Genomic DNA, 17,900 nt, shown 5'->3' with positions numbered 1-17,900 from the left:
GACGTGAGCACCAACGACCTTCCCCTCGCCAACGGCGGCGGCTGCGGCGACGGCTGTGCCTGCGGCGCCGAGGGCGACGAGGAGTACCTGGAGTGCGGGCTCGACCCCGCCCTCGCCGAGCTCCTCGCCGCCGCCGGACTCGACCCCGTGGAGGTCGAGGACATCGCCAACGTGGCCATCCAGGAGGACCTGGACAACGGCGTGGACGTGACGACCGTCGCGACGATCCCCGAGGAGGCCGTGGCGACCGCCGACTTCGTCGCGCGCGAGGCGGGCGTCGTCGCGGGGCTGCGGGTCGCCGAGGCCGTGGTCTCCGTGGTCTGCACGGACGAGTTCGAGGTCGAGCGGCACGTCGAGGACGGCGACCGGGTCGAGGCCGGGCAGCCGCTGCTGTCGATCACCACCCGCACCCGCGACCTGCTCACCGCCGAGCGCAGCGCGCTCAACATCCTGAACCGCCTCTCCGGCATCGCGACCGCCACGCGCGCGTGGGCGGACGCGCTGGAGGGCACCACCACGCGCGTGCGGGACACCCGCAAGACCACCCCGGGGCTGCGCTCCCTGGAGAAGTTCGCGGTGCGCTGCGGCGGTGGCGTCAACCACCGGATGTCCCTCTCCGACGCGGCCCTGGTCAAGGACAACCACGTGGTCGCCGCCGGCGGCGTCGAGCAGGCCTTCAAGGCGGTCCGCGAGGCCTTCCCGGAGCTGGCGATCGAGGTCGAGGTCGACACCCTGCACCAGTTGCGCGAGGCCGTCGACGCGGGTGCCGACCTGATCCTGCTGGACAACTTCACGCCGGGGGAGTGCGAGGAGGCCGTGGCGATCGTGCACGGACGCGCGCTCCTGGAGGCGTCCGGGCGGCTCACCCTGGACAACGCGCGGGCGTACGCCGACACCGGCGTGGACTTCCTGGCCGTCGGTGCCCTCACCCACTCCTCGCCGATCCTGGACATCGGCCTGGATCTGCGCGAGGCGGAGTGATCCCATGCTCCTCACGATCGACGTCGGCAACACGCACACCGTCCTCGGGCTCTTCGACGGCGAGGACATCGTCGAGCACTGGCGCATCTCCACGGACGCGCGCCGTACCGCCGACGAGCTGGCGGTGCTCCTCCAGGGGCTGATGGGCATGCACCCGCTGCTCGGTGACGAACTCGGCGAGGGCATCGACGGGATCGCGATCTGCGCGACCGTGCCGTCCGTGCTGCACGAACTGCGCGAGGTCACGCGGCGGTACTACGGCGATGTGCCGGCCATTCTGGTGGAGCCCGGTGTGAAGACCGGGGTGCCGGTCCTGACCGACAACCCCAAGGAGGTCGGCGCGGACCGGATCATCAACGCGGTCGCCGCCGTCGAGCTGTTCGGCGGGCCGGCGATCGTCGTCGACTTCGGTACGGCCACGACCTTCGACGCGGTGTCCGCGCGCGGGGAGTACGTCGGCGGTGTGATCGCCCCCGGTATCGAGATCTCCGTGGAGGCGCTGGGCGTCAAGGGCGCCCAGCTGCGGAAGATCGAGGTGGCGCGGCCCCGGAGCGTGATCGGCAAGAACACGGTGGAGGCCATGCAGGCGGGCATCGTGTACGGGTTCGCCGGACAGGTCGACGGAGTGGTCGGCCGGATGGCACGGGAGCTTGCGGACGATCCGGACGACGTGACGGTGATCGCGACGGGCGGGCTGGCGCCGATGGTGCTGGGGGAGTCCTCGGTGATCGACGAGCACGAGCCGTGGCTGACGCTGGTCGGGCTGCGGCTGGTGTACGAGCGGAACGTGTCGCGGATGTGAGGCGGCGGGGGCCGGGGGTGCGCGCGACGGGCGGCGGCCAGGTGGGTGGCCCCGTCGCGCCACACCCTGCCCCCTATGTCGAGTTTGTCTGATTTACGCGTATCTTCGGTCCATGCCCACGCCATATGGATCCCGCGGCGGCATGGCGTTCGGTGCGGAGGAGCTGCGTGTGCTCCGCCGTGCTCTCGCCCTCGCCCTTCACCCTGGTCCCGCCTCCACCGAGGACATCAAGGACTGTCATCGGCTCGCCGAGTCGTTCGACGAGGCGTTGCGTGAGGGGGCCCGGTTGCGCGCCTTCCTGGTGGCCGAGCTCGTCCGGTACCGGGCGGCCCTGCCGGGGACCGTCGCCGGTTATCTCGCCCTCCTGGAGGAGGCGCTGGGCGCCGGACACCGACCCACCCCGGACGACCTCGCCGCGCTGCGGGCGCTGCGCGGGAACCCGGGAGCGGCCGCGCTGCTCAACCGTTGTCAGGAGCTCGCGGAGCGTGATGTGCGGGCCCGGCTCGCGCAGGGGGCCCGCAAGGTGCCCGCACCGGCCGTTCCGGCGTCCAGGGTGCGTCTGACGGCCCTGCCGGGCGGTGCGGCCAAGGAGCCGGAGAAGAAGCCGAAGGAGAAGCCCGCCGAGCGGCCCGCCCCGCAGCCCGCGGCCCCCGAGCCCGTGGTGCCGAAGCGGCCCATTCCGACCCCGGGCGAGGTCTTCCCGCGGCGCCGGCCCACCCAGCCGCCCGCCGGTTCACAACAACGCCTCGCCGCAGGCTGAGCGGCCCGCCGAGCCTCCGCCCGGTCGGCCGACAGAGTGTCCGACCGGGCGCCGGCACGCTAGGCGGCAGACCCGAACAGCAGACCGGTCAGCCGACCGAACAGCAGCCCCGAGCAGCCGGCCGAACGGCAGACCGGCCACGCCCGCCCGCCCGGCGGCGCCCGCCCGGTCTGCTGCCCGACGGCACTCGCCCGGCGGCGTCCGCCCGCCGGCACCCGCCCGGCTGGCGCCTGCCCGGCGCTACCCGCCTAGCCACGCCTGCTCGGCGGCACCCGCCCGGCGGCGCCTGTCCGGCGGTGCCCGCCTAGCCACGCCTGCTCGGCGGTGCCCGCCTAGCCACGCCCCCCGGCCACGCCCGCCCGGAGGCACCCGCCCGAGCCCGCCGGGAAAACGGCAGCTCGCGCGTGTTGCGCGGCGCTTCGTCCACCCCGCCCCTTTCGCCCGGTCCGCCGTGGCTACCCTGGACGCATGGACTATGTCTCCGCGCTCCTGCCCCCGGTCGTCATGGCCGTCTTCTTCATCGGTCTGGTCCGGGTGATCGTGAAGACCCAGGGCGGCGCCGCCAAGGCCAAGGAGGACGCCGCCGTGGACGCCGCCCTCGCGCGCGCGGCGCGCGGAGAGAGCAGCCCGAAGGCCTCCGCCCCGAGCGGCGACGCCTGATCGCGGAACGCACCTCCCCGGGCGTACGACTCGCCGCGCGGCCACAGCCGCGCCACCCGAGTCGTGCGCCCTTTTTGTTCGTCTTTGTCGGCGAAAGTGCCCGTCCGGCACGCCATTGGCTGGTTCTCCCACTATTGTTCTGAGCTGTGCCTCGCCCATTGGGAGAACTCGAAGACGCGGTCATGACGCGGGTGTGGAAGTGGAACCGCCCGGTGACCGTTCGGGAAGTCCTGGAAGACCTCCAGCAGGAACGGTCCATCGCGTACACCACGGTGATGACCGTTTTGGACAATCTCCATCAGAAGGGCTGGGTGCGGCGGGAGGCCGAAGGGCGTGCCTATCGATATGAGGCCGTCTCCACACGGGCCGCCTACGCCGCCGCCCTCATGAACGACGCGTGGTCCCAGAGCGACAACCCGGCCGCGGCTCTCGTCGCCTTCTTCGGCATGATGAGCGACGAACAGCGCCAGGCTCTGCGGGACGCCGTACGGATCGTCCAGGGTCCGGATAGGCCGGAACAGCAGGAAGAACGCGAAGGCCGGGAAGCCCCGCAAGAGGAGAACCCCGGCTCCATGGCGGACCGCGGCGGGCGATAGCGTCCGCTCATGTCAGCGATGCGCCCTGAAGTCACCGCAAAAGCCATCACCGTCCGGCGGGCCAGGACCGGCGATGTCCCGGCGGTGCGCCGACTCCTTGACGCGTACGTCCGTGACCGCATCCTCCTCGACAAAGCCACGGTGATGCTTTACGAGGACATCCAGGAGTTCTGGGTCGCGGAACGCGACGACAACGCCGAGGTGGTCGGCTGCGGCGCACTCCACGTGATGTGGGAAGACCTCGCCGAAGTGCGCACGCTCGCGGTGAAGCCGGGCCTCAAGGGCGCCGGCGTCGGTCATCAGTTGCTGGAGAAGTTGCTGGAGACCGCGCGTTGGCTTGGTGTTCGCCGAGTTTTCTGCCTGACCTTCGAAGTCGAGTTCTTCGGGAAGCACGGCTTCGTGGAGATCGGCGAGACGCCTGTGGACACCGATGTCTACGCGGAGCTGTTGCGTTCCTATGACGAGGGCGTCGCGGAGTTCCTCGGACTCGAACGAGTGAAACCGAACACCTTGGGCAACAGCCGGATGCTTCTGCATCTGTGATCGCCGAGAGGGATCGCGGCGGACAAGAGGCCATCGGGGCAGAGTCGGGTAGGAGATCGGGCCGCTATTCCGGGCACCCCGCCTTGCCCAGGTGCCCTATGTCCGAAACGCGTATGTTTCCGGGCGGGAGCGGGCCCCTCGGTCTCTCCCAGGGGTTTGTGTTTTTCACGCAAAAGCGGTTTGCTTTCCGACGTACTGCAGTACTGCATATAACAGGGGGCGGCGAAACGGCGGGCGCCGCAGACCCCGGCCCTGAAGTTATCGATGAAAGGAAATCCGGTGGCACAGAAGGTTCAGGTCCTTCTTGTCGACGACCTCGACGGCGGCGAGGCGGACGAGACCGTGACGTTCGCGTTGGACGGCAAGACGTACGAGATCGACCTCACGACCGCCAATGCGGACAAGCTGCGCGGCCTTCTCGACGCCTATGTCAAGGGTGGTCGTCGTACCGGTGGCCGTGCTTCGGGCGGACGTGGAAAGGCCCGTGCGGCTGCCGGCGGCAGCCAGGACACCGCGCAGATTCGCGCGTGGGCAAAGGAGAACGGCTACGAGGTCAACGACCGCGGCCGTGTTCCGGCGACGATTCGCCAGGCCTACGAAGACGCCAACGGCTGACTGTCCTCCGGCCCGCGGCCCACGCGCCGCAACCGGATCCGGTGGCACTCGGTGGCCACCGTGTCCACCAGGCGTACGAGATCGGGGGCGCCCACAACGCCCCCCATGGCCGACCTCGTCGACAGCGTCGGCAATCTCGGCAGCGAGTCCTCGACCTCGCACCCCGACTCGGGGGGCCGCAACCAGACGGCGGCCCCCTGCACGGCTGCCCGGGGTTCCCCCGGCTCGACGGGGCCTTCGGCGGCTTCGGAAGGCGATCGGGTCACGGTGGAGACCGGCTCGGGCCGCACCGGAGCGTCTGTCCGAACGTGCGCGCCCAGCGTCCGCACCGGAGCGTCCATCCGGCCGTGCGCGCCCAGCGTCCGCACCGGAGTGTCCATCCGGCCGTGCGCGCCCAGCGTCCGCACCGGAGCGACCATCCGGCCGTGCGCGCCCAGCGCCCGCAGATCCAGGACCAGCGCGCCCCACTCCAGCCAGTCCAGCAGCCCCGGCAGTTCCTCCGCGCTGCCCGCTGCCACCAGCAGCCGCATCCGGTCGCCCCGGAGTGCCACCGGAGAGCCCGGCCCCAAATGCCTGAGCGCCTTCGCGCCCGCCGGGGCCGGTACGTCCAGCACGTCGAAACGCACGCCTGTGACCAGCCGCAGCGGTTCGCCGGGCGTCTCGGGCACTGTCGCCCAGCCCAGTTCGTTCTCGTACCAGTGCCGGAGCCGGGCCACCCGCCCGTCCGGCCCGGCGACGCGACCGGAACCGGATGCGAGGGCGCAACCGGAATCGGACGCGACGGCGGAATCGACACCAAAACCGAGCGGACGACGGGGGTGAGGGACCGTTGAAGCGGCCAGAGGGACGGTGCCAGCCATGCCAAGTGAAACCGTCGCAAGCCCACCAGAGTTACGCTGGGTATACGTGCGAATGCATAGAGTTCCGGAAAAGGGGGCCTGCGGGGGTCCGGAGGGACGCAAGGTTGTTCGCCCGTAGCGGAGGGACCGGGGGCATACGGCATGGACTGTCAGTCCGGACGGGTAAGACATCCCTAGTGGGAGGGGGCGACACGCAGGCGAGGCCGTCTCACGTTCGCCATCGGCGTACTGACGGAAGGGGTAACTGCCTGGCCTGCGGGAACATCGTCTCGCACCATCGGGTTGGAGCAGATGTCGGCGTTCGGGGTCAGGAGGCCATCGACGGTGTCGGCAGTTGGAATGAGCGGTCCCCGCTTGCGGGACTAAGCTGCGGAAGGACAGAGAGGGGAAGTTCCCCCCACTGCCTGACCGCTCTGAGGAGCGATTAACGATGTTCGAGAGGTTCACCGACCGCGCGCGGCGGGTTGTCGTCCTGGCTCAGGAAGAAGCCCGGATGCTCAACCACAACTACATCGGCACCGAGCACATCCTCCTGGGCCTGATCCACGAGGGTGAGGGTGTCGCCGCCAAGGCCCTTGAGAGCCTCGGGATTTCGCTCGAGGCGGTCCGCCAGCAGGTGGAGGAGATCATCGGGCAGGGGCAGCAGGCCCCGTCCGGGCACATCCCCTTCACCCCCCGTGCCAAGAAGGTCCTGGAGCTGTCGCTCCGCGAGGCTCTTCAGCTGGGCCACAACTACATCGGCACGGAGCACATCCTGCTCGGCCTGATCCGTGAGGGCGAGGGCGTCGCCGCCCAGGTCCTGGTCAAGCTGGGCGCTGATCTCAACCGGGTGCGGCAGCAGGTCATCCAGCTGCTCTCCGGTTACCAGGGCAAGGAGACCGCCACCGCCGGCGGCCCTGCCGAGGGCACCCCCTCGACGTCCCTGGTCCTCGACCAGTTCGGCCGGAACCTCACCCAGGCCGCTCGTGAGTCCAAGCTCGACCCGGTCATCGGGCGCGAGAAGGAGATCGAGCGGGTCATGCAGGTGCTGTCCCGCCGTACCAAGAACAACCCGGTCCTGATCGGTGAGCCCGGCGTCGGCAAGACCGCCGTCGTCGAGGGCCTCGCCCAGGCCATCGTCAAGGGCGAGGTGCCCGAGACCCTCAAGGACAAGCACCTCTACACCCTGGACCTCGGCGCCCTGGTCGCCGGCTCCCGCTACCGCGGTGACTTCGAGGAGCGCCTGAAGAAGGTGCTCAAGGAGATCCGTACCCGCGGTGACATCATCCTGTTCATCGACGAGCTGCACACGCTGGTCGGTGCGGGTGCCGCCGAGGGCGCCATCGACGCGGCTTCGATCCTGAAGCCGATGCTGGCCCGCGGTGAGCTGCAGACCATCGGTGCCACCACCCTGGACGAGTACCGCAAGCACCTGGAGAAGGACGCGGCCCTGGAGCGCCGCTTCCAGCCCATCCAGGTCGCCGAGCCGTCCCTGCCGCACACGATCGAGATCCTCAAGGGTCTGCGTGACCGGTACGAGGCCCACCACCGGGTCTCCATCACGGACGAGGCGCTGGTCCAGGCGGCCACTCTGGCCGACCGCTACATCTCGGACCGCTTCCTGCCGGACAAGGCGATCGACCTGATCGACGAGGCCGGTTCCCGGATGCGCATCCGCCGGATGACCGCTCCGCCGGACCTGCGCGAGTTCGACGAGAAGATCGCCGCCGTCCGCCGGGACAAGGAGTCCGCGATCGACTCGCAGGACTTCGAGAAGGCCGCCTCCCTCCGCGACAAGGAGAAGCAGCTCCTGGCCGCCAAGGCCAAGCGGGAGAAGGAGTGGAAGGCCGGCGACATGGACGTCGTCGCCGAGGTCGACGGCGAGCTGATCGCCGAGGTGCTGGCCACGGCCACGGGCATCCCGGTCTTCAAGCTCACCGAGGAGGAGTCCTCGCGTCTGCTGCGCATGGAGGACGAGCTCCACAAGCGGGTCATCGGCCAGGTCGACGCCGTCAAGGCGCTGTCGAAGGCGATCCGCCGTACGCGTGCCGGTCTGAAGGACCCGAAGCGCCCCGGTGGCTCGTTCATCTTCGCCGGCCCGTCCGGTGTCGGTAAGACCGAGCTGTCCAAGGCCCTCGCCGAGTTCCTCTTCGGTGACGAGGACGCGCTGATCTCCCTCGACATGTCGGAGTTCAGCGAGAAGCACACGGTGTCGCGTCTCTTCGGTTCGCCCCCCGGCTACGTGGGCTACGAAGAGGGCGGCCAGCTGACCGAGAAGGTCCGCCGCAAGCCGTTCTCCGTCGTCCTCTTCGACGAGGTCGAGAAGGCCCACCCGGACATCTTCAACAGCCTGCTGCAGATCCTGGAGGACGGTCGCCTGACCGACTCCCAGGGCCGGGTCGTGGACTTCAAGAACACGGTCATCATCATGACGACCAACCTCGGCACCCGGGACATCTCCAAGGGCTTCAACCTGGGCTTCGCGGCCACGGGCGACACGAAGTCCAACTACGAGCGCATGAAGAACAAGGTCTCGGACGAGCTCAAGCAGCACTTCCGTCCCGAGTTCCTCAACCGCGTCGACGACGTGGTCGTCTTCCCGCAGCTCACGCAGGAGGACATCCTGCGGATCGTCGACCTGATGGTCGGCAAGGTGGACGAGCGCCTGAAGGACCGGGACATGGGCATCGAGCTCTCCCAGTCCGCCAAGGAGCTGCTGTCCAAGAAGGGCTACGACCCGGTGCTGGGCGCGCGTCCGCTGCGTCGCACGATCCAGCGCGAGATCGAGGACACGCTCTCCGAGAAGATCCTCTTCGGCGAGCTGCGGCCCGGTCACATCGTGGTCGTCGACACGGAGGGCGAGGGCGAGGCCAAGACCTTCACCTTCCGGGGTGAGGAGAAGTCGGCGCTCCCCGACGTCCCGCCGATCGAGCAGGCGGCCGGCGGAGCCGGTCCGAACCTGAGCAAGGAGGCGTAGCCCTTCGGGGTTCGCCCAAGAAAGGGGCCGGTGCTTTTCGAAGCACCGGCCCCTTTCGCGTACCGCCGCGCGGGCCGGCGCGGGGCTACGGCAGGCACCGCGCGGGCTGCCGTGGGACTAAGGCAGATGCCGCCCGGGATGCCGTGGGACTACGACAGCTGGCCGTTGTAGTCCGGCAGCTTGTACGTCTTCTCCGCGTGGCCGCCCGAGAGGTCCGTGGCGCTGTTGCCGATGTTCGCGATGATCGTGTAGCCGTTGTTCTCGATGTCGACGCGCTGGGCCGTCTTGTAGGCGGCGACGTCCTTGAAGAGGTCGAAGAGGCCGCGGACGTACAGGCCGGAGACGTCGTAGCCGTCGTGTTCGAGGTTGTACTCGGTCGGCAGGTAGATGATCCCCGGGCGGGCCGTGACGAAGAACAGGGAGACGCCGTGCTCCTGGGCGTACCGGGCGACGTTCAGGACCGGCTTGTTGGCCGGCTGGGGGAAGCTGAAGCCGTAGTCGGTCTCCAGGGTGGTGTTGTCGATGTCGAAGACGATCGCCTGCCGCTCGCCCGGCTCGGCGGCGGCGATGCGCTGCTTCAGGTAGGGCAGGGCCTGGTCCATCACGGACTGGCAGTCCTTCTGCCAGGTGGCGTAGTCGACCGTGGTGGAGCTGCTCTCCGTCGCGGCCTGGGCCGGCGCGGCCATCCCGGCGAGCGCGGCCACGGAGACGGCGGTGACGGACATGCGGCGGGTCCAGGTGCCTGTGGTCATCGGTTGGGGTGTCCTCTCACGTCCACGGCTGTGTCAGGGGCATGATGAGTGGAGGATATGGCGCGGAGGGAACCGCGGGGTTACTTGCGGGTAGGTCGAGCGAGGCGTGGGTCACGCCCCGGGGGCTTCGGGCCTCGGCCGCCGGTGACATAGAGCACGGGCGAAATGCCGGTTACTAGCCGGGATAGTGGGACCCGAGGTGGCCTTGGAGGGGATTTTTGCCCCATGTCGCTACCGGGCGGGAGTGGCGGGGTCCGGGCTGCCCGGCCAAGGCCGCTCTGTCAAGAAAGGGTCAATTTTAGGTATAGGTACTAGGTGATGTCGTAGATGGTGGCATTTGAGGGGTGCGCGGCTTTCGGGTTACCAAGAGATGCCCCGTTCGGCGGCTGTCAGTGTCAGCCGGAGCCGGAGGGGGGTCCCCGTTGTCTACTCCACGAGGTTTCGATGTCCCTGCGCGCCGCTCTCCGTGCCCCCCGTACGTCCTCGCTCCGCAAGCGTGCCGCCGTTCTGGCCGCCGGTGTCGGAGTCACGGCCGTGGTGGGGTCGGGGGTCGCGTCGGCCGCCACCCCCAGTGCCGCCGCCTGGATCGACCCGGTGAAGAAGTACACCCTCTCCGCGAGCTTCGCCCAGGCCGGCGGCCTGTGGACGGCCAAGCACAGCGGCCAGGACTTCGCGGTGCCGACCGGCACCCAGGTCGTCGCCGCGCACGGCGGTACCGTCGTCAAGGCCGGCGGCAACGGCGCCGGTGACGGTCCCGCGTACGGCAACGCCATCGTGATCAGGCACGGCAACGGCCAGTACTCGCAGTACGCGCACCTCTCGCGGATCGGCGTGAAGGCCGGGCAGATCGTCCGGACCGGCCAGCCCATCGGGCTGTCCGGCAGCACCGGCAACTCCACCGGGCCGCACCTGCACTTCGAGATCCGTACGACCCCGAACTACGGCTCCGCCGTCAACCCGGTCGCCTTCCTCCGCGCCAAGGGCGTGACCGTCTGAGGCGCGTGATCGTCTAAGCGGGACGATCCGAACCCTGGTGGGCCTGGGTCACCAGGTCCAGGGCGACCTCCAGAACGGCTTCCTGCTTCTTCTCGGGGTCGCCTTCCAGGTCCTGCATGACGAACATGCCCGCGTGCAGCGTGAACATCGCGCTGATGCAGCGGACCTGGTCGGTCAGGGGCGCGTCCGGGTCGATGATGATGTTCCGCAGGCCGCGCATCCGGTCCTTGAAGGTGTCACCGATCCGCAGCTCCCGCACGGTCGCCTGGTTCTCCTGCATGAAGCGGAACAGCGGTCCGGCCTCGGCCAGCGCCCGGCTGTAACGCCGTACGATCTCCAGCTTGACCGCCAGGGTGTGCGGCTGGCCCTCGCCCCACTCGATCAGGTCCTGGATCGGCCGTGTCAGGTCCTCGAAGACGCTGACCAGGATCTCTTCCTTGGTCTTGAAGTGGTAGTACAGGGCTGCCTTGGTCACGTCGAGGCGCTCGGCGATCTCCCGCAGGGAGGTCTTCTCGTAGCCCTGCTCGGCGAAGAGTTCGAGCGCCACGTCCTGGATGCGCTGGCGGGTGTTGCCCCGGCGCTGCTGCTTGGTGCCGTCCATGGTGACGCCCATCCTCTTACTCCTCGCACTCCCGCGAAAACTCGCCCTGCCGGATACCGGCGTCCGCTACGAAAACTTACTTGACGACCGGCTAGTGACAGGTCTACCTTCCCAGTGTACTGAACTAGCCGGGCGGCAAGTAAGTAGCTGCCGCCAGGGGGAGTGGGAGAGATGGCGGACACCCAGGCGGCCGAGACCGGCCAGGAAACACCGGGGGCACCCGAAGCGGTCGGGCAACCGGAGAAAGAGCCGAAGAGCGTACGGGTCGTAATGCTCGCGCTCATGGTCGCGATGATGCTCGCGATGCTCGACAACATGATCGTGGGCACCGCGATGCCTACGATCGTGGGCGATCTGGGCGGCCTCGAGCATCTGTCGTGGGTCGTGACCGCGTACACCCTCGCCACCGCCGCGGCCACCCCGCTCTGGGGCAAGATCGGCGACATGTACGGGCGCAAGGGCGCCTTCCTGACCTCCATAGTCATCTTCCTGATCGGCTCCGCGCTCAGCGGCATGGCCCAGGACATGGGCCAGCTGATCGGGTTCCGGGCCATTCAGGGGCTCGGCGCCGGTGGTCTGATGGTCGGCGTCATGGCGATCATCGGTGACCTCGTGCCGCCCCGTGAGCGTGGCAAGTACCAGGGCATGATGGCCGGCGTCATGGCGCTCGCGATGATCGGCGGCCCGCTGGTCGGCGGCACCATCACCGACAACTGGGGCTGGCGCTGGGCCTTCTACATCAACCTGCCGCTCGGCGTGGTCGCGCTGGCCGCCGTCACCGCCGTACTGCACCTGCCGAAGAAGCGGAGCAAGGCGCGCATCGACTACCTCGGCGCCGGTCTGCTGACCCTCGGCATCACCTCGATCGTGCTGGTCACCACGTGGGGCGGCTCCCAGTACGCCTGGACGTCCGCGCGGATCATGGAACTGATCGCCATCGGCGTCGCCGCGCTGATCGGGTTCGTCTTCTGGCAGACCAAGGCCGCCGAGCCGGTGCTCCCGCTGCACATCTTCCGCAGCGGCAACTTCACCCTGATGTCGATCATCGGCTTCATCGTGGGCTTCGTGATGTTCGGCGCCACGCTCTTCCTGCCCCTGTACCAGCAGTCCGTGCAGGGCGCGTCGGCGACCAACTCCGGTCTGCTGCTGCTTCCGATGCTCGGCGCGATGCTGGTGACCTCGATGGTCGCCGGGCGGGTCACCACCAGCACCGGCCGCTACAAGATCTTCCCCCTCGTGGGCGGGGTGCTGCTCACCGTCGGGCTGTATCTGCTGTCCACGATGGACACCGACACCACCCGGTTCGTCTCCGGTGTGTACATGGCCGTCGTCGGTCTCGGCATGGGCTGCCTGATGCAGATCACCATGCTGGTCGCGCAGAACAGCGTGGAGATGAAGGACATGGGTGTCGCGTCCTCGTCGACCACCCTGTTCCGTACGCTCGGCTCCTCCTTCGGTGTCGCCATCATGGGCGCGATCTTCAACAACCGGGTCCAGGACGAGATGGCCGCACGGGCCGGGGGGCTGGGCTCGAAGGTCACCGAGCAGTCGGCTTCGCTGGACGCGGCGAGCCTGGCGAAGCTGCCGGCCACGGTGCGCGAGGCGTACCAGCACGCGGTGTCGGCCGGCACGCACTCGGCCTTCCTGCTCGGTGCCGTGATCGCCGTGGCGGTCGTGGTGGCCGCGGTGTTCGTCAAGGAGGTGCCGCTGCGCGGCGGCTCCCAGAAGGCGGGCTCCGACGAGGCGGCACCGCTGCCGGTGGTCGAGGCCGTCTGAGAAACGCGTGCGGGTGGCCCCGGGGACCGAGCGTCTCCGGGGCCACCCGCTTTCGGTTGGCCTCTCGGGAACGGCGCACGGTCGTCTTCTCGCCAGGGCAGGAACAGGAGCGCAACGTCCGAGAAGCGCTCCGCCGACCCGCCCGCCTGCCGTGACGGACAGAACAGCGACCGTCCGGCAGGAGAGCACAGCCATGATCCAGGGCCTGGCCATCACCACCGTGTGGACCTTCGACCGTCAGCGCACCAAGGCCTTCTTCACCGAGCCCCAGCCGTTCACCAGCTCACCGGCTCACCGGCTCACCGGCTCGCCTGTGTCGGACCCGGCAGCATCGGATAGCTTCCCGTGGCCGTCGGGGCGTGCTCCGGCAGCCACAGCACGGCCACCGCGCCCTCCGCCCGGATGTGCTCGGGCGCGCCCGCGGGCCGGATGTTGCGGAAGGTCAGCCGGGCGCCCAGGACGCGGGCCTGGCCGGCCGCGATGGTCAGGCCCAGCCCGTGGCCCTGCCCCGCGCGGTCCTCGGTGCCGGTGCGGAAGCGGCTCGGGCCCTCCGCGAGCAGCTTCTCGGGGAAACCGGGGCCGTGGTCGCGGACCCGGATGACCCGGCCCTCGACGGTCACCTCGATGGGCGGCCTGCCGTGCCGGGCCGCGTTGGCGAGCAGGTTGAACAGCACCCGCTCCAGGCGGCGCGGATCGGTGGTGACCTCCGACTCGTGAACCACCCGCACCTCGATCGCCGGGTCCTTCGCGGCCACCCGCCGGGCGACGAACTCGCCCAGCATGATGTCCTGGAGCTCGGCCCGCTCGGAGGCGCTGTCGAGCCGGGCCACCTCCAGTACGTCCTCGACAAGGGTGCGCATCGCCTTCGCCCGGTCGAGGACCAGCTCGGTCGGACGGCCCGGCGGCAGCAGTTCGGCCGCCGTGAGCAGTCCGGTCACCGGCGTACGCAGCTCGTGCGCGATGTCGGCCGTCACGCGCCGCTCGGCCTCAAGGCGCTGCTGCAACGCGTCCGCCATGGCGTCCACCGCGCGCGCCAGGTCGTCGGTCTCGTCCCGTACGACCCCGCCGATCGCCTCTCGCACCCGTACGTCCGGCTCGCCCTGGGCGACCTGGTTGGCCGCGGTCGCCGCCTTGCGCAGCCGCCGCGAGAGCTGCCCGCCGATCAGCACGCCGAGCGCGCTGCCGCCGAGCACGACCGCGATGGAGCCGATGACGAGGGCCTGGTCGAGGTCCTTCAGCACATTGCTGCTGCGGTTCGGGAAGGTGCCGTGCAGGGACAGCACCCGCCCGTCCTTGGCCTGCACCGCGGCCCAGATGTCCGGCGCGCCGCTGCCGTGGTCGATGACGTCGGTCGCCCGGCGGCCCGCGTCGACCCGCTCGCGCAGGGCCGGGGGCAGCCGGGGGTCGTTGACCTTCACGTCGGGGAAGTTCGCCCTCCCGTACAGCTCGTAGTTGCGCTGGCCGATCTGCAGCCGCTCGTTGGCCAGCTCGCGCGCGTTGTCCAGCATCGAGACCCGGGCGGCGTTGTGCACCACCAGGCTCAGCGCGATCGCGACGAGCGCGCCGACCAGCGCGATCGCCGCGCTCAGCTTCCACCGGAGCCCGGTGCGCAGCCTCGGACCTCGGTGCCGAATGGATCTCCGGATGGATCTGATGAGCCCCCGCATGACCGCCCCGCTCAGGCCTTCAGCTTGTAACCGAAACCACGGACCGTCTCGATCCGGTCCTGGCCGATCTTCGTACGCAGCCGCTGCACGTGGACGTCGACGACCCGGGTGTCCCCGCCCCAGCCGTAGTCCCAGACGCGTTCCAGCAGCTTGTCGCGGGAGAGTACGGTCCCCGGTGCCGAGGAGAACTCCAGGAGCAGCCGCATCTCGGTCGGCGTGAGCGCGACCGGCTGTCCGGCCCGGCGCACCTCCATGCCCTCGGTGTCGATCTCCACATCGCCGAAGGTCAGCGGGAGGCCGGTCACCGGGGCCGCGTCCTCGTGCGGCCGGTCGCCGCCGCTCGCGTGCCCGAAGCGCCGCAGTACGGCACGGATCCGGGCGACCAGGACCGCGCCGTCGAACGGCTTGGTGACGTAGTCGTCGGCACCCGCCTCCAGACCCAGCACCACGTCGATGGAGTCGGCGCGCGCCGACAGCATGATCACCGGCACCGTGGACTCGTCGCGGATGCGCCGGCACAGGCTCACCCCGTCCAGGCCCGGCACCATCACGTCCAGCAGGGCGATGTCGGGCCGGTCGGCGCGGAACGCCTCCAGCCCCGACAGCCCGTCGGGCATGGCGGTGACCGCGAAGCCGTCCCGCTCCAGGGCGAGCTGGGTGGCCTCGCGGATGACGTCGTCGTCCTCGACGAACAGGACGTGGGTCTGGTCTGCCATCCCTGCTCTCTCGTGTGGTCGGGGTGGGCTCAGTTGGCGGGGGAGGGGACCGGCGTGGCGTCGCCGTTGCCGGCCGCGTTGCCGTAGTCGGTGTGGTGGAAGTCCTGCTGGACGAAGTGCCTCGCGTCCCAGCTGTAGGTGATCACGTTCTCACCGGACGGGCTCGACACCGGGTCGCCCCTCTCGTACACCTGTTTGGTCACGCTCAGATCGCCCCGGTCGATCTCCGCGTAGACCGGGGACTCCTCGGCCTTGAACACGTTCTTGTACGTGCCGCTCTCGTCGCGGTACACATACGCCCCCACCCCGACCGCGTCCCCGCAGGTCAGCACGTTCACCACGATGTCCTCTGCCGGGCCGCCGGTCAGATCGCCGTAGGTCACGTCGACCGGGTACTCGTCGCCCGCGCACGGCTTCAGGTCCCGCTTCACCGTGGCCGAGACCGCCGGGTCGGCCTTCACCAGGGCGACCGCGTCGACCTTCGCATACGTCTGGGACGGGTTGGGCGAGGGGGCGGCGGCGGCCGGGGCCTTCTCCGTCGAGCCGTCGTGCGCCGGGCCCTCGTCCCGGGCGCCGGTGCCGCCGGTGCCGCAGGCGGCGGCGAAAAGGGCGAGGGCGGCGAGCACGGCCGCCGCCGTGGTCACCGCCTGTGCACTCGCCGGGCCCCGGCTGGGCCCTGTGCCGGTCAGGCCGCGCAACGCTCCTGCTCCTCACGCTCCAGCGCGCGTGCGTCGAGGTCGCGTGACTCCAGCTCCTCGCGGAGCCGGGCGAGCGCCCGGTGCAGCGTGCTCTTGACCGTTCCGGCCGACATGCCGAGGGCGGCGGCCGTCTCCTCCGTGGACATCTGCTCCCAGTGTCGCAGCACGACGACACTGCGCTGCTTCGGTGCCAGAACCTTCATGATGTCCATGAGGAGCGCGCGGTCCGCGTGCTGCTCCGTGGAGTCCTCCACGCAGGCGTCGGGCAGCTGCTCGGTCGGGACCTCCTCCAGCTTCCGGGCCCGCCACCACTCGGTACGTGTGTTGATCATGACCCGGCGCAGGTAGGCGTCCGCGAGCCGCTTGTCCTCGATGGTCTCCCAGCGGCCGTACGTCCGGACCAGCGCGGTCTGGAGCAGGTCCTGGGCGTCCGTCGGGTCCGGGACCAGCCGGCGGGCGCTGCGCAGCAGCGCGTCCTGTCGAGTGCGGACGTACTCCTCGAATTCGAGCACCTCGCCCTGCGCCATGATCAACCGCCTCCCGCTCCCCGTTTTCCCCGGCCCTGTGCCTGAGTTCCTGCCGTCCCGCGGTCCTGGCGGGCACAGAAATGAAGTTACGGACCTGTTGTCACGGGGCTGTGCGGAGCAGCCTGCGGCTAGCACTCGGCTGTCCGTCGGTTGTGTAACGGAAGTAGGTCCGGGGTAAGCGGGCGTGGTCTTATGGCCGGTTATTTGGCGATTTGCCAGGCGGTCGGGGCCGTAACACGGCCCCTTCCCCTGTGATGTGGCTGTATGTCAGCTCAGCGGAAGCCGGTACAGGCCTCCCGCGAGCGGCTCCACCAGGCCGTCCGAGACCAGCCCGTCCAGCGCGCGGGCCCGCTGCACCGGCTCGTGCCACACCCGGTCGAGCGCCGCCTGCGGCACGGGGACGTGCGCCTCCCGCAGCACCGCCAGCAGCTTGCCGCGCACCTGCCGGTCGGTACCGGCGTACGTCTGCCCGCGCCGTGGCGGCCCCTCGTGCTCCGGCTTGCCGGCCAGCCGCCAGGCGCACTCCCCGGCGATCGGACAGCGCGGGCACGTCTCGTTCTTCGCCGTGCACACCAGCGCGCCGAGCTCCATGGAGGCGGCGGCCCAGCGGGCCGCGGTCCGCTCGTCCTCGGGCAGCAACTCGCGGGCGAGCTTGCGCTCGGCGGCGGTAGTGGCGTTCGGGGGGTACTGCACGCCGGTCACGGCCCGCGCGAACACCCGCCGCACATTGGTGTCGAGCACGGCGTGCCGCTGCCCGTACGCGAAGGAGGCGACGGCCGCGGCCGTGTACTCGCCGATGCCCGGCAGCGCGAGCAGTTGCGCGTGATCCGTCGGTACGTCGCCGCCGTGCCGTTCCGTTATGGCGACCGCGGCGCCGTGCAACCGCAGGGCGCGGCGCGGGTAGCCGAGCCGGCCCCAGGCGCGCACTGCCTCGCCGGGCGCCTCGGTGGCGAGGTCGGCGGGGCGCGGCCAGCGGGCCAGCCACTGCTCGTAGACGGGCAGCACCCGGCTGACCGGGGTCTGCTGCAACATGAACTCGCTGACCATCACCCCCCACGGGCCCGCCTCCGGGCGGCGCCAGGGGAGGTCACGGGCATGGACGTCGAACCAGGCGATCACGGGGGTGTGGAGCTTCTCAGTCATGGCCCTTCCGATCCTGCCACGTCCGGCCACGGCTGGGTTGGACGTGGTTCGCGGCGAGGCCGGGGTGGCCGCCGGTCCGGGCCTGTCCTTCGGGCGCCTGTCCTCGGGATCAGCCCTTGGGATTTGCCCTGGGGATCCGCCTTGGGACCGGTCCTCCGCGCCTGTCACGCGAAGAGGGGGTGTGCCGACGGGAGTTGCCGGAATGATGATCCGGAAAAGTTGAGGTTTGAGCGGCGGGTGGGGCGAGGAAG

The 17,900-nt window shown here is 70.0% G+C and carries 18 protein-coding genes; 10 read left to right on the top strand and 8 right to left on the bottom strand.

What is annotated here, in order from left to right; all coding sequences use genetic code 11:
- The first annotated feature begins 3 nt into the window (after nucleotides 1–3).
- From nadC to ACZ5K7_RS38245, 7 genes are all read left to right on the top strand, one after another.
- The gene (nadC, locus tag ACZ5K7_RS38275; protein WP_468921262.1) at nucleotides 4–981 is read left to right on the top strand and encodes a carboxylating nicotinate-nucleotide diphosphorylase; all 978 of its coding nucleotides are present in this window, start codon (nucleotides 4–6) and stop codon (nucleotides 979–981) included.
- Between the two features lie 4 nt (nucleotides 982–985).
- Nucleotides 986–1,783, top strand: a complete 798-nt coding sequence (locus tag ACZ5K7_RS38270; protein WP_351712162.1) for a type III pantothenate kinase — start codon at nucleotides 986–988, stop codon at nucleotides 1,781–1,783.
- A 142-nt stretch (nucleotides 1,784–1,925) separates the two neighbouring features.
- A complete protein-coding gene (locus ACZ5K7_RS38265) occupies nucleotides 1,926–2,543 on the top strand; it encodes a hypothetical protein (RefSeq protein ID WP_468921448.1) in 618 nt (205 codons plus the stop codon).
- A 468-nt stretch (nucleotides 2,544–3,011) separates the two neighbouring features.
- Complete coding sequence (locus ACZ5K7_RS38260; protein WP_453028967.1) at nucleotides 3,012–3,203, top strand: hypothetical protein; 192 nt, start codon at nucleotides 3,012–3,014, stop codon at nucleotides 3,201–3,203.
- 182 nt (nucleotides 3,204–3,385) lie between these two features.
- On the top strand, nucleotides 3,386–3,799 hold the full coding sequence (locus tag ACZ5K7_RS38255; RefSeq protein WP_468921445.1) for a BlaI/MecI/CopY family transcriptional regulator: 414 nt from the start codon (nucleotides 3,386–3,388) through the stop codon (nucleotides 3,797–3,799).
- 9 nt (nucleotides 3,800–3,808) lie between these two features.
- Entirely contained in the window at nucleotides 3,809–4,342 is a 534-nt protein-coding gene (locus tag ACZ5K7_RS38250) for an amino-acid N-acetyltransferase (protein WP_351712168.1), read from the top strand.
- Nucleotides 4,343–4,621: 279 nt separating this feature from the next.
- The gene (locus ACZ5K7_RS38245; RefSeq protein WP_351712170.1) at nucleotides 4,622–4,957 is read left to right on the top strand and encodes a histone-like nucleoid-structuring protein Lsr2; all 336 of its coding nucleotides are present in this window, start codon (nucleotides 4,622–4,624) and stop codon (nucleotides 4,955–4,957) included.
- Here ACZ5K7_RS38245 and ACZ5K7_RS38240 read toward each other — a convergent pair.
- Nucleotides 4,936–5,673: an SCO3374 family protein gene (locus tag ACZ5K7_RS38240; RefSeq protein ID WP_468921256.1), complete on the bottom strand. Its 738-nt coding sequence runs from the start codon at nucleotides 5,671–5,673 to the stop codon at nucleotides 4,936–4,938. The genes ACZ5K7_RS38245 and ACZ5K7_RS38240 overlap by 22 nt on opposite strands.
- 574 nt (nucleotides 5,674–6,247) lie before the next feature.
- On the opposite strand from ACZ5K7_RS38240, the gene ACZ5K7_RS38235 reads away from it, so the two are divergent.
- Nucleotides 6,248–8,773, top strand: a complete 2,526-nt coding sequence (locus ACZ5K7_RS38235) for an ATP-dependent Clp protease ATP-binding subunit (protein ID WP_351712174.1) — start codon at nucleotides 6,248–6,250, stop codon at nucleotides 8,771–8,773.
- A gap of 149 nt (nucleotides 8,774–8,922) precedes the next feature.
- Here the strand turns inward: ACZ5K7_RS38235 and ACZ5K7_RS38230 are convergent, their stop codons facing one another.
- Nucleotides 8,923–9,525, bottom strand: a complete 603-nt coding sequence (locus ACZ5K7_RS38230) for an HAD family acid phosphatase (RefSeq protein ID WP_351712176.1) — start codon at nucleotides 9,523–9,525, stop codon at nucleotides 8,923–8,925.
- 444 nt (nucleotides 9,526–9,969) lie between these two features.
- Here ACZ5K7_RS38230 and ACZ5K7_RS38225 point away from each other — a divergent pair, with 444 nt between their 5' ends.
- A complete protein-coding gene (locus ACZ5K7_RS38225; RefSeq protein WP_468921252.1) occupies nucleotides 9,970–10,521 on the top strand; it encodes a M23 family metallopeptidase in 552 nt (183 codons plus the stop codon).
- A 13-nt stretch (nucleotides 10,522–10,534) separates the two neighbouring features.
- Here the strand turns inward: ACZ5K7_RS38225 and ACZ5K7_RS38220 are convergent, their stop codons facing one another.
- Entirely contained in the window at nucleotides 10,535–11,134 is a 600-nt protein-coding gene (locus ACZ5K7_RS38220) for a TetR/AcrR family transcriptional regulator (RefSeq protein ID WP_351712180.1), read from the bottom strand.
- Between the two features lie 159 nt (nucleotides 11,135–11,293).
- Between ACZ5K7_RS38220 and ACZ5K7_RS38215 the strand changes: the two genes are divergently transcribed.
- Nucleotides 11,294–12,898 carry an MDR family MFS transporter gene (locus ACZ5K7_RS38215; protein ID WP_351712182.1) on the top strand — a complete coding sequence of 535 codons (1,605 nt, stop codon included), beginning with the start codon at nucleotides 11,294–11,296 and terminating at the stop codon, nucleotides 12,896–12,898.
- A gap of 299 nt (nucleotides 12,899–13,197) precedes the next feature.
- Here ACZ5K7_RS38215 and cseC read toward each other — a convergent pair whose 3' ends face one another.
- From cseC to ACZ5K7_RS38190, 5 genes are all read right to left on the bottom strand, one after another.
- On the bottom strand, nucleotides 13,198–14,565 hold the full coding sequence (gene cseC, locus ACZ5K7_RS38210) for a two-component system sensor histidine kinase CseC (RefSeq protein WP_468921248.1): 1,368 nt from the start codon (nucleotides 14,563–14,565) through the stop codon (nucleotides 13,198–13,200).
- 11 nt (nucleotides 14,566–14,576) lie between these two features.
- Nucleotides 14,577–15,281 (bottom strand): two-component system response regulator CseB, encoded by a 705-nt coding sequence (cseB, locus tag ACZ5K7_RS38205; protein ID WP_351712186.1) that lies wholly within the window; start codon nucleotides 15,279–15,281, stop codon nucleotides 14,577–14,579.
- A 29-nt stretch (nucleotides 15,282–15,310) separates the two neighbouring features.
- Nucleotides 15,311–15,979, bottom strand: a complete 669-nt coding sequence (locus ACZ5K7_RS38200; RefSeq protein ID WP_351712188.1) for a hypothetical protein — start codon at nucleotides 15,977–15,979, stop codon at nucleotides 15,311–15,313.
- A complete protein-coding gene (locus tag ACZ5K7_RS38195; RefSeq protein ID WP_351748657.1) occupies nucleotides 15,967–16,506 on the bottom strand; it encodes a SigE family RNA polymerase sigma factor in 540 nt (179 codons plus the stop codon). The genes ACZ5K7_RS38200 and ACZ5K7_RS38195 overlap by 13 nt, the downstream gene beginning before the upstream one ends.
- Nucleotides 16,507–16,773: 267 nt before the next feature.
- Nucleotides 16,774–17,649 (bottom strand): HhH-GPD family protein, encoded by an 876-nt coding sequence (locus ACZ5K7_RS38190; RefSeq protein WP_468921244.1) that lies wholly within the window; start codon nucleotides 17,647–17,649, stop codon nucleotides 16,774–16,776.
- Nucleotides 17,650–17,900: the final 251 nt, after the last annotated feature.

The organism is Streptomyces sp. NPDC031497, from assembly GCF_055580905.1.
The sequence above is the reverse complement of the archived record's forward strand: the minus strand, read 5'-3'. Positions and strand labels throughout refer to the sequence as shown.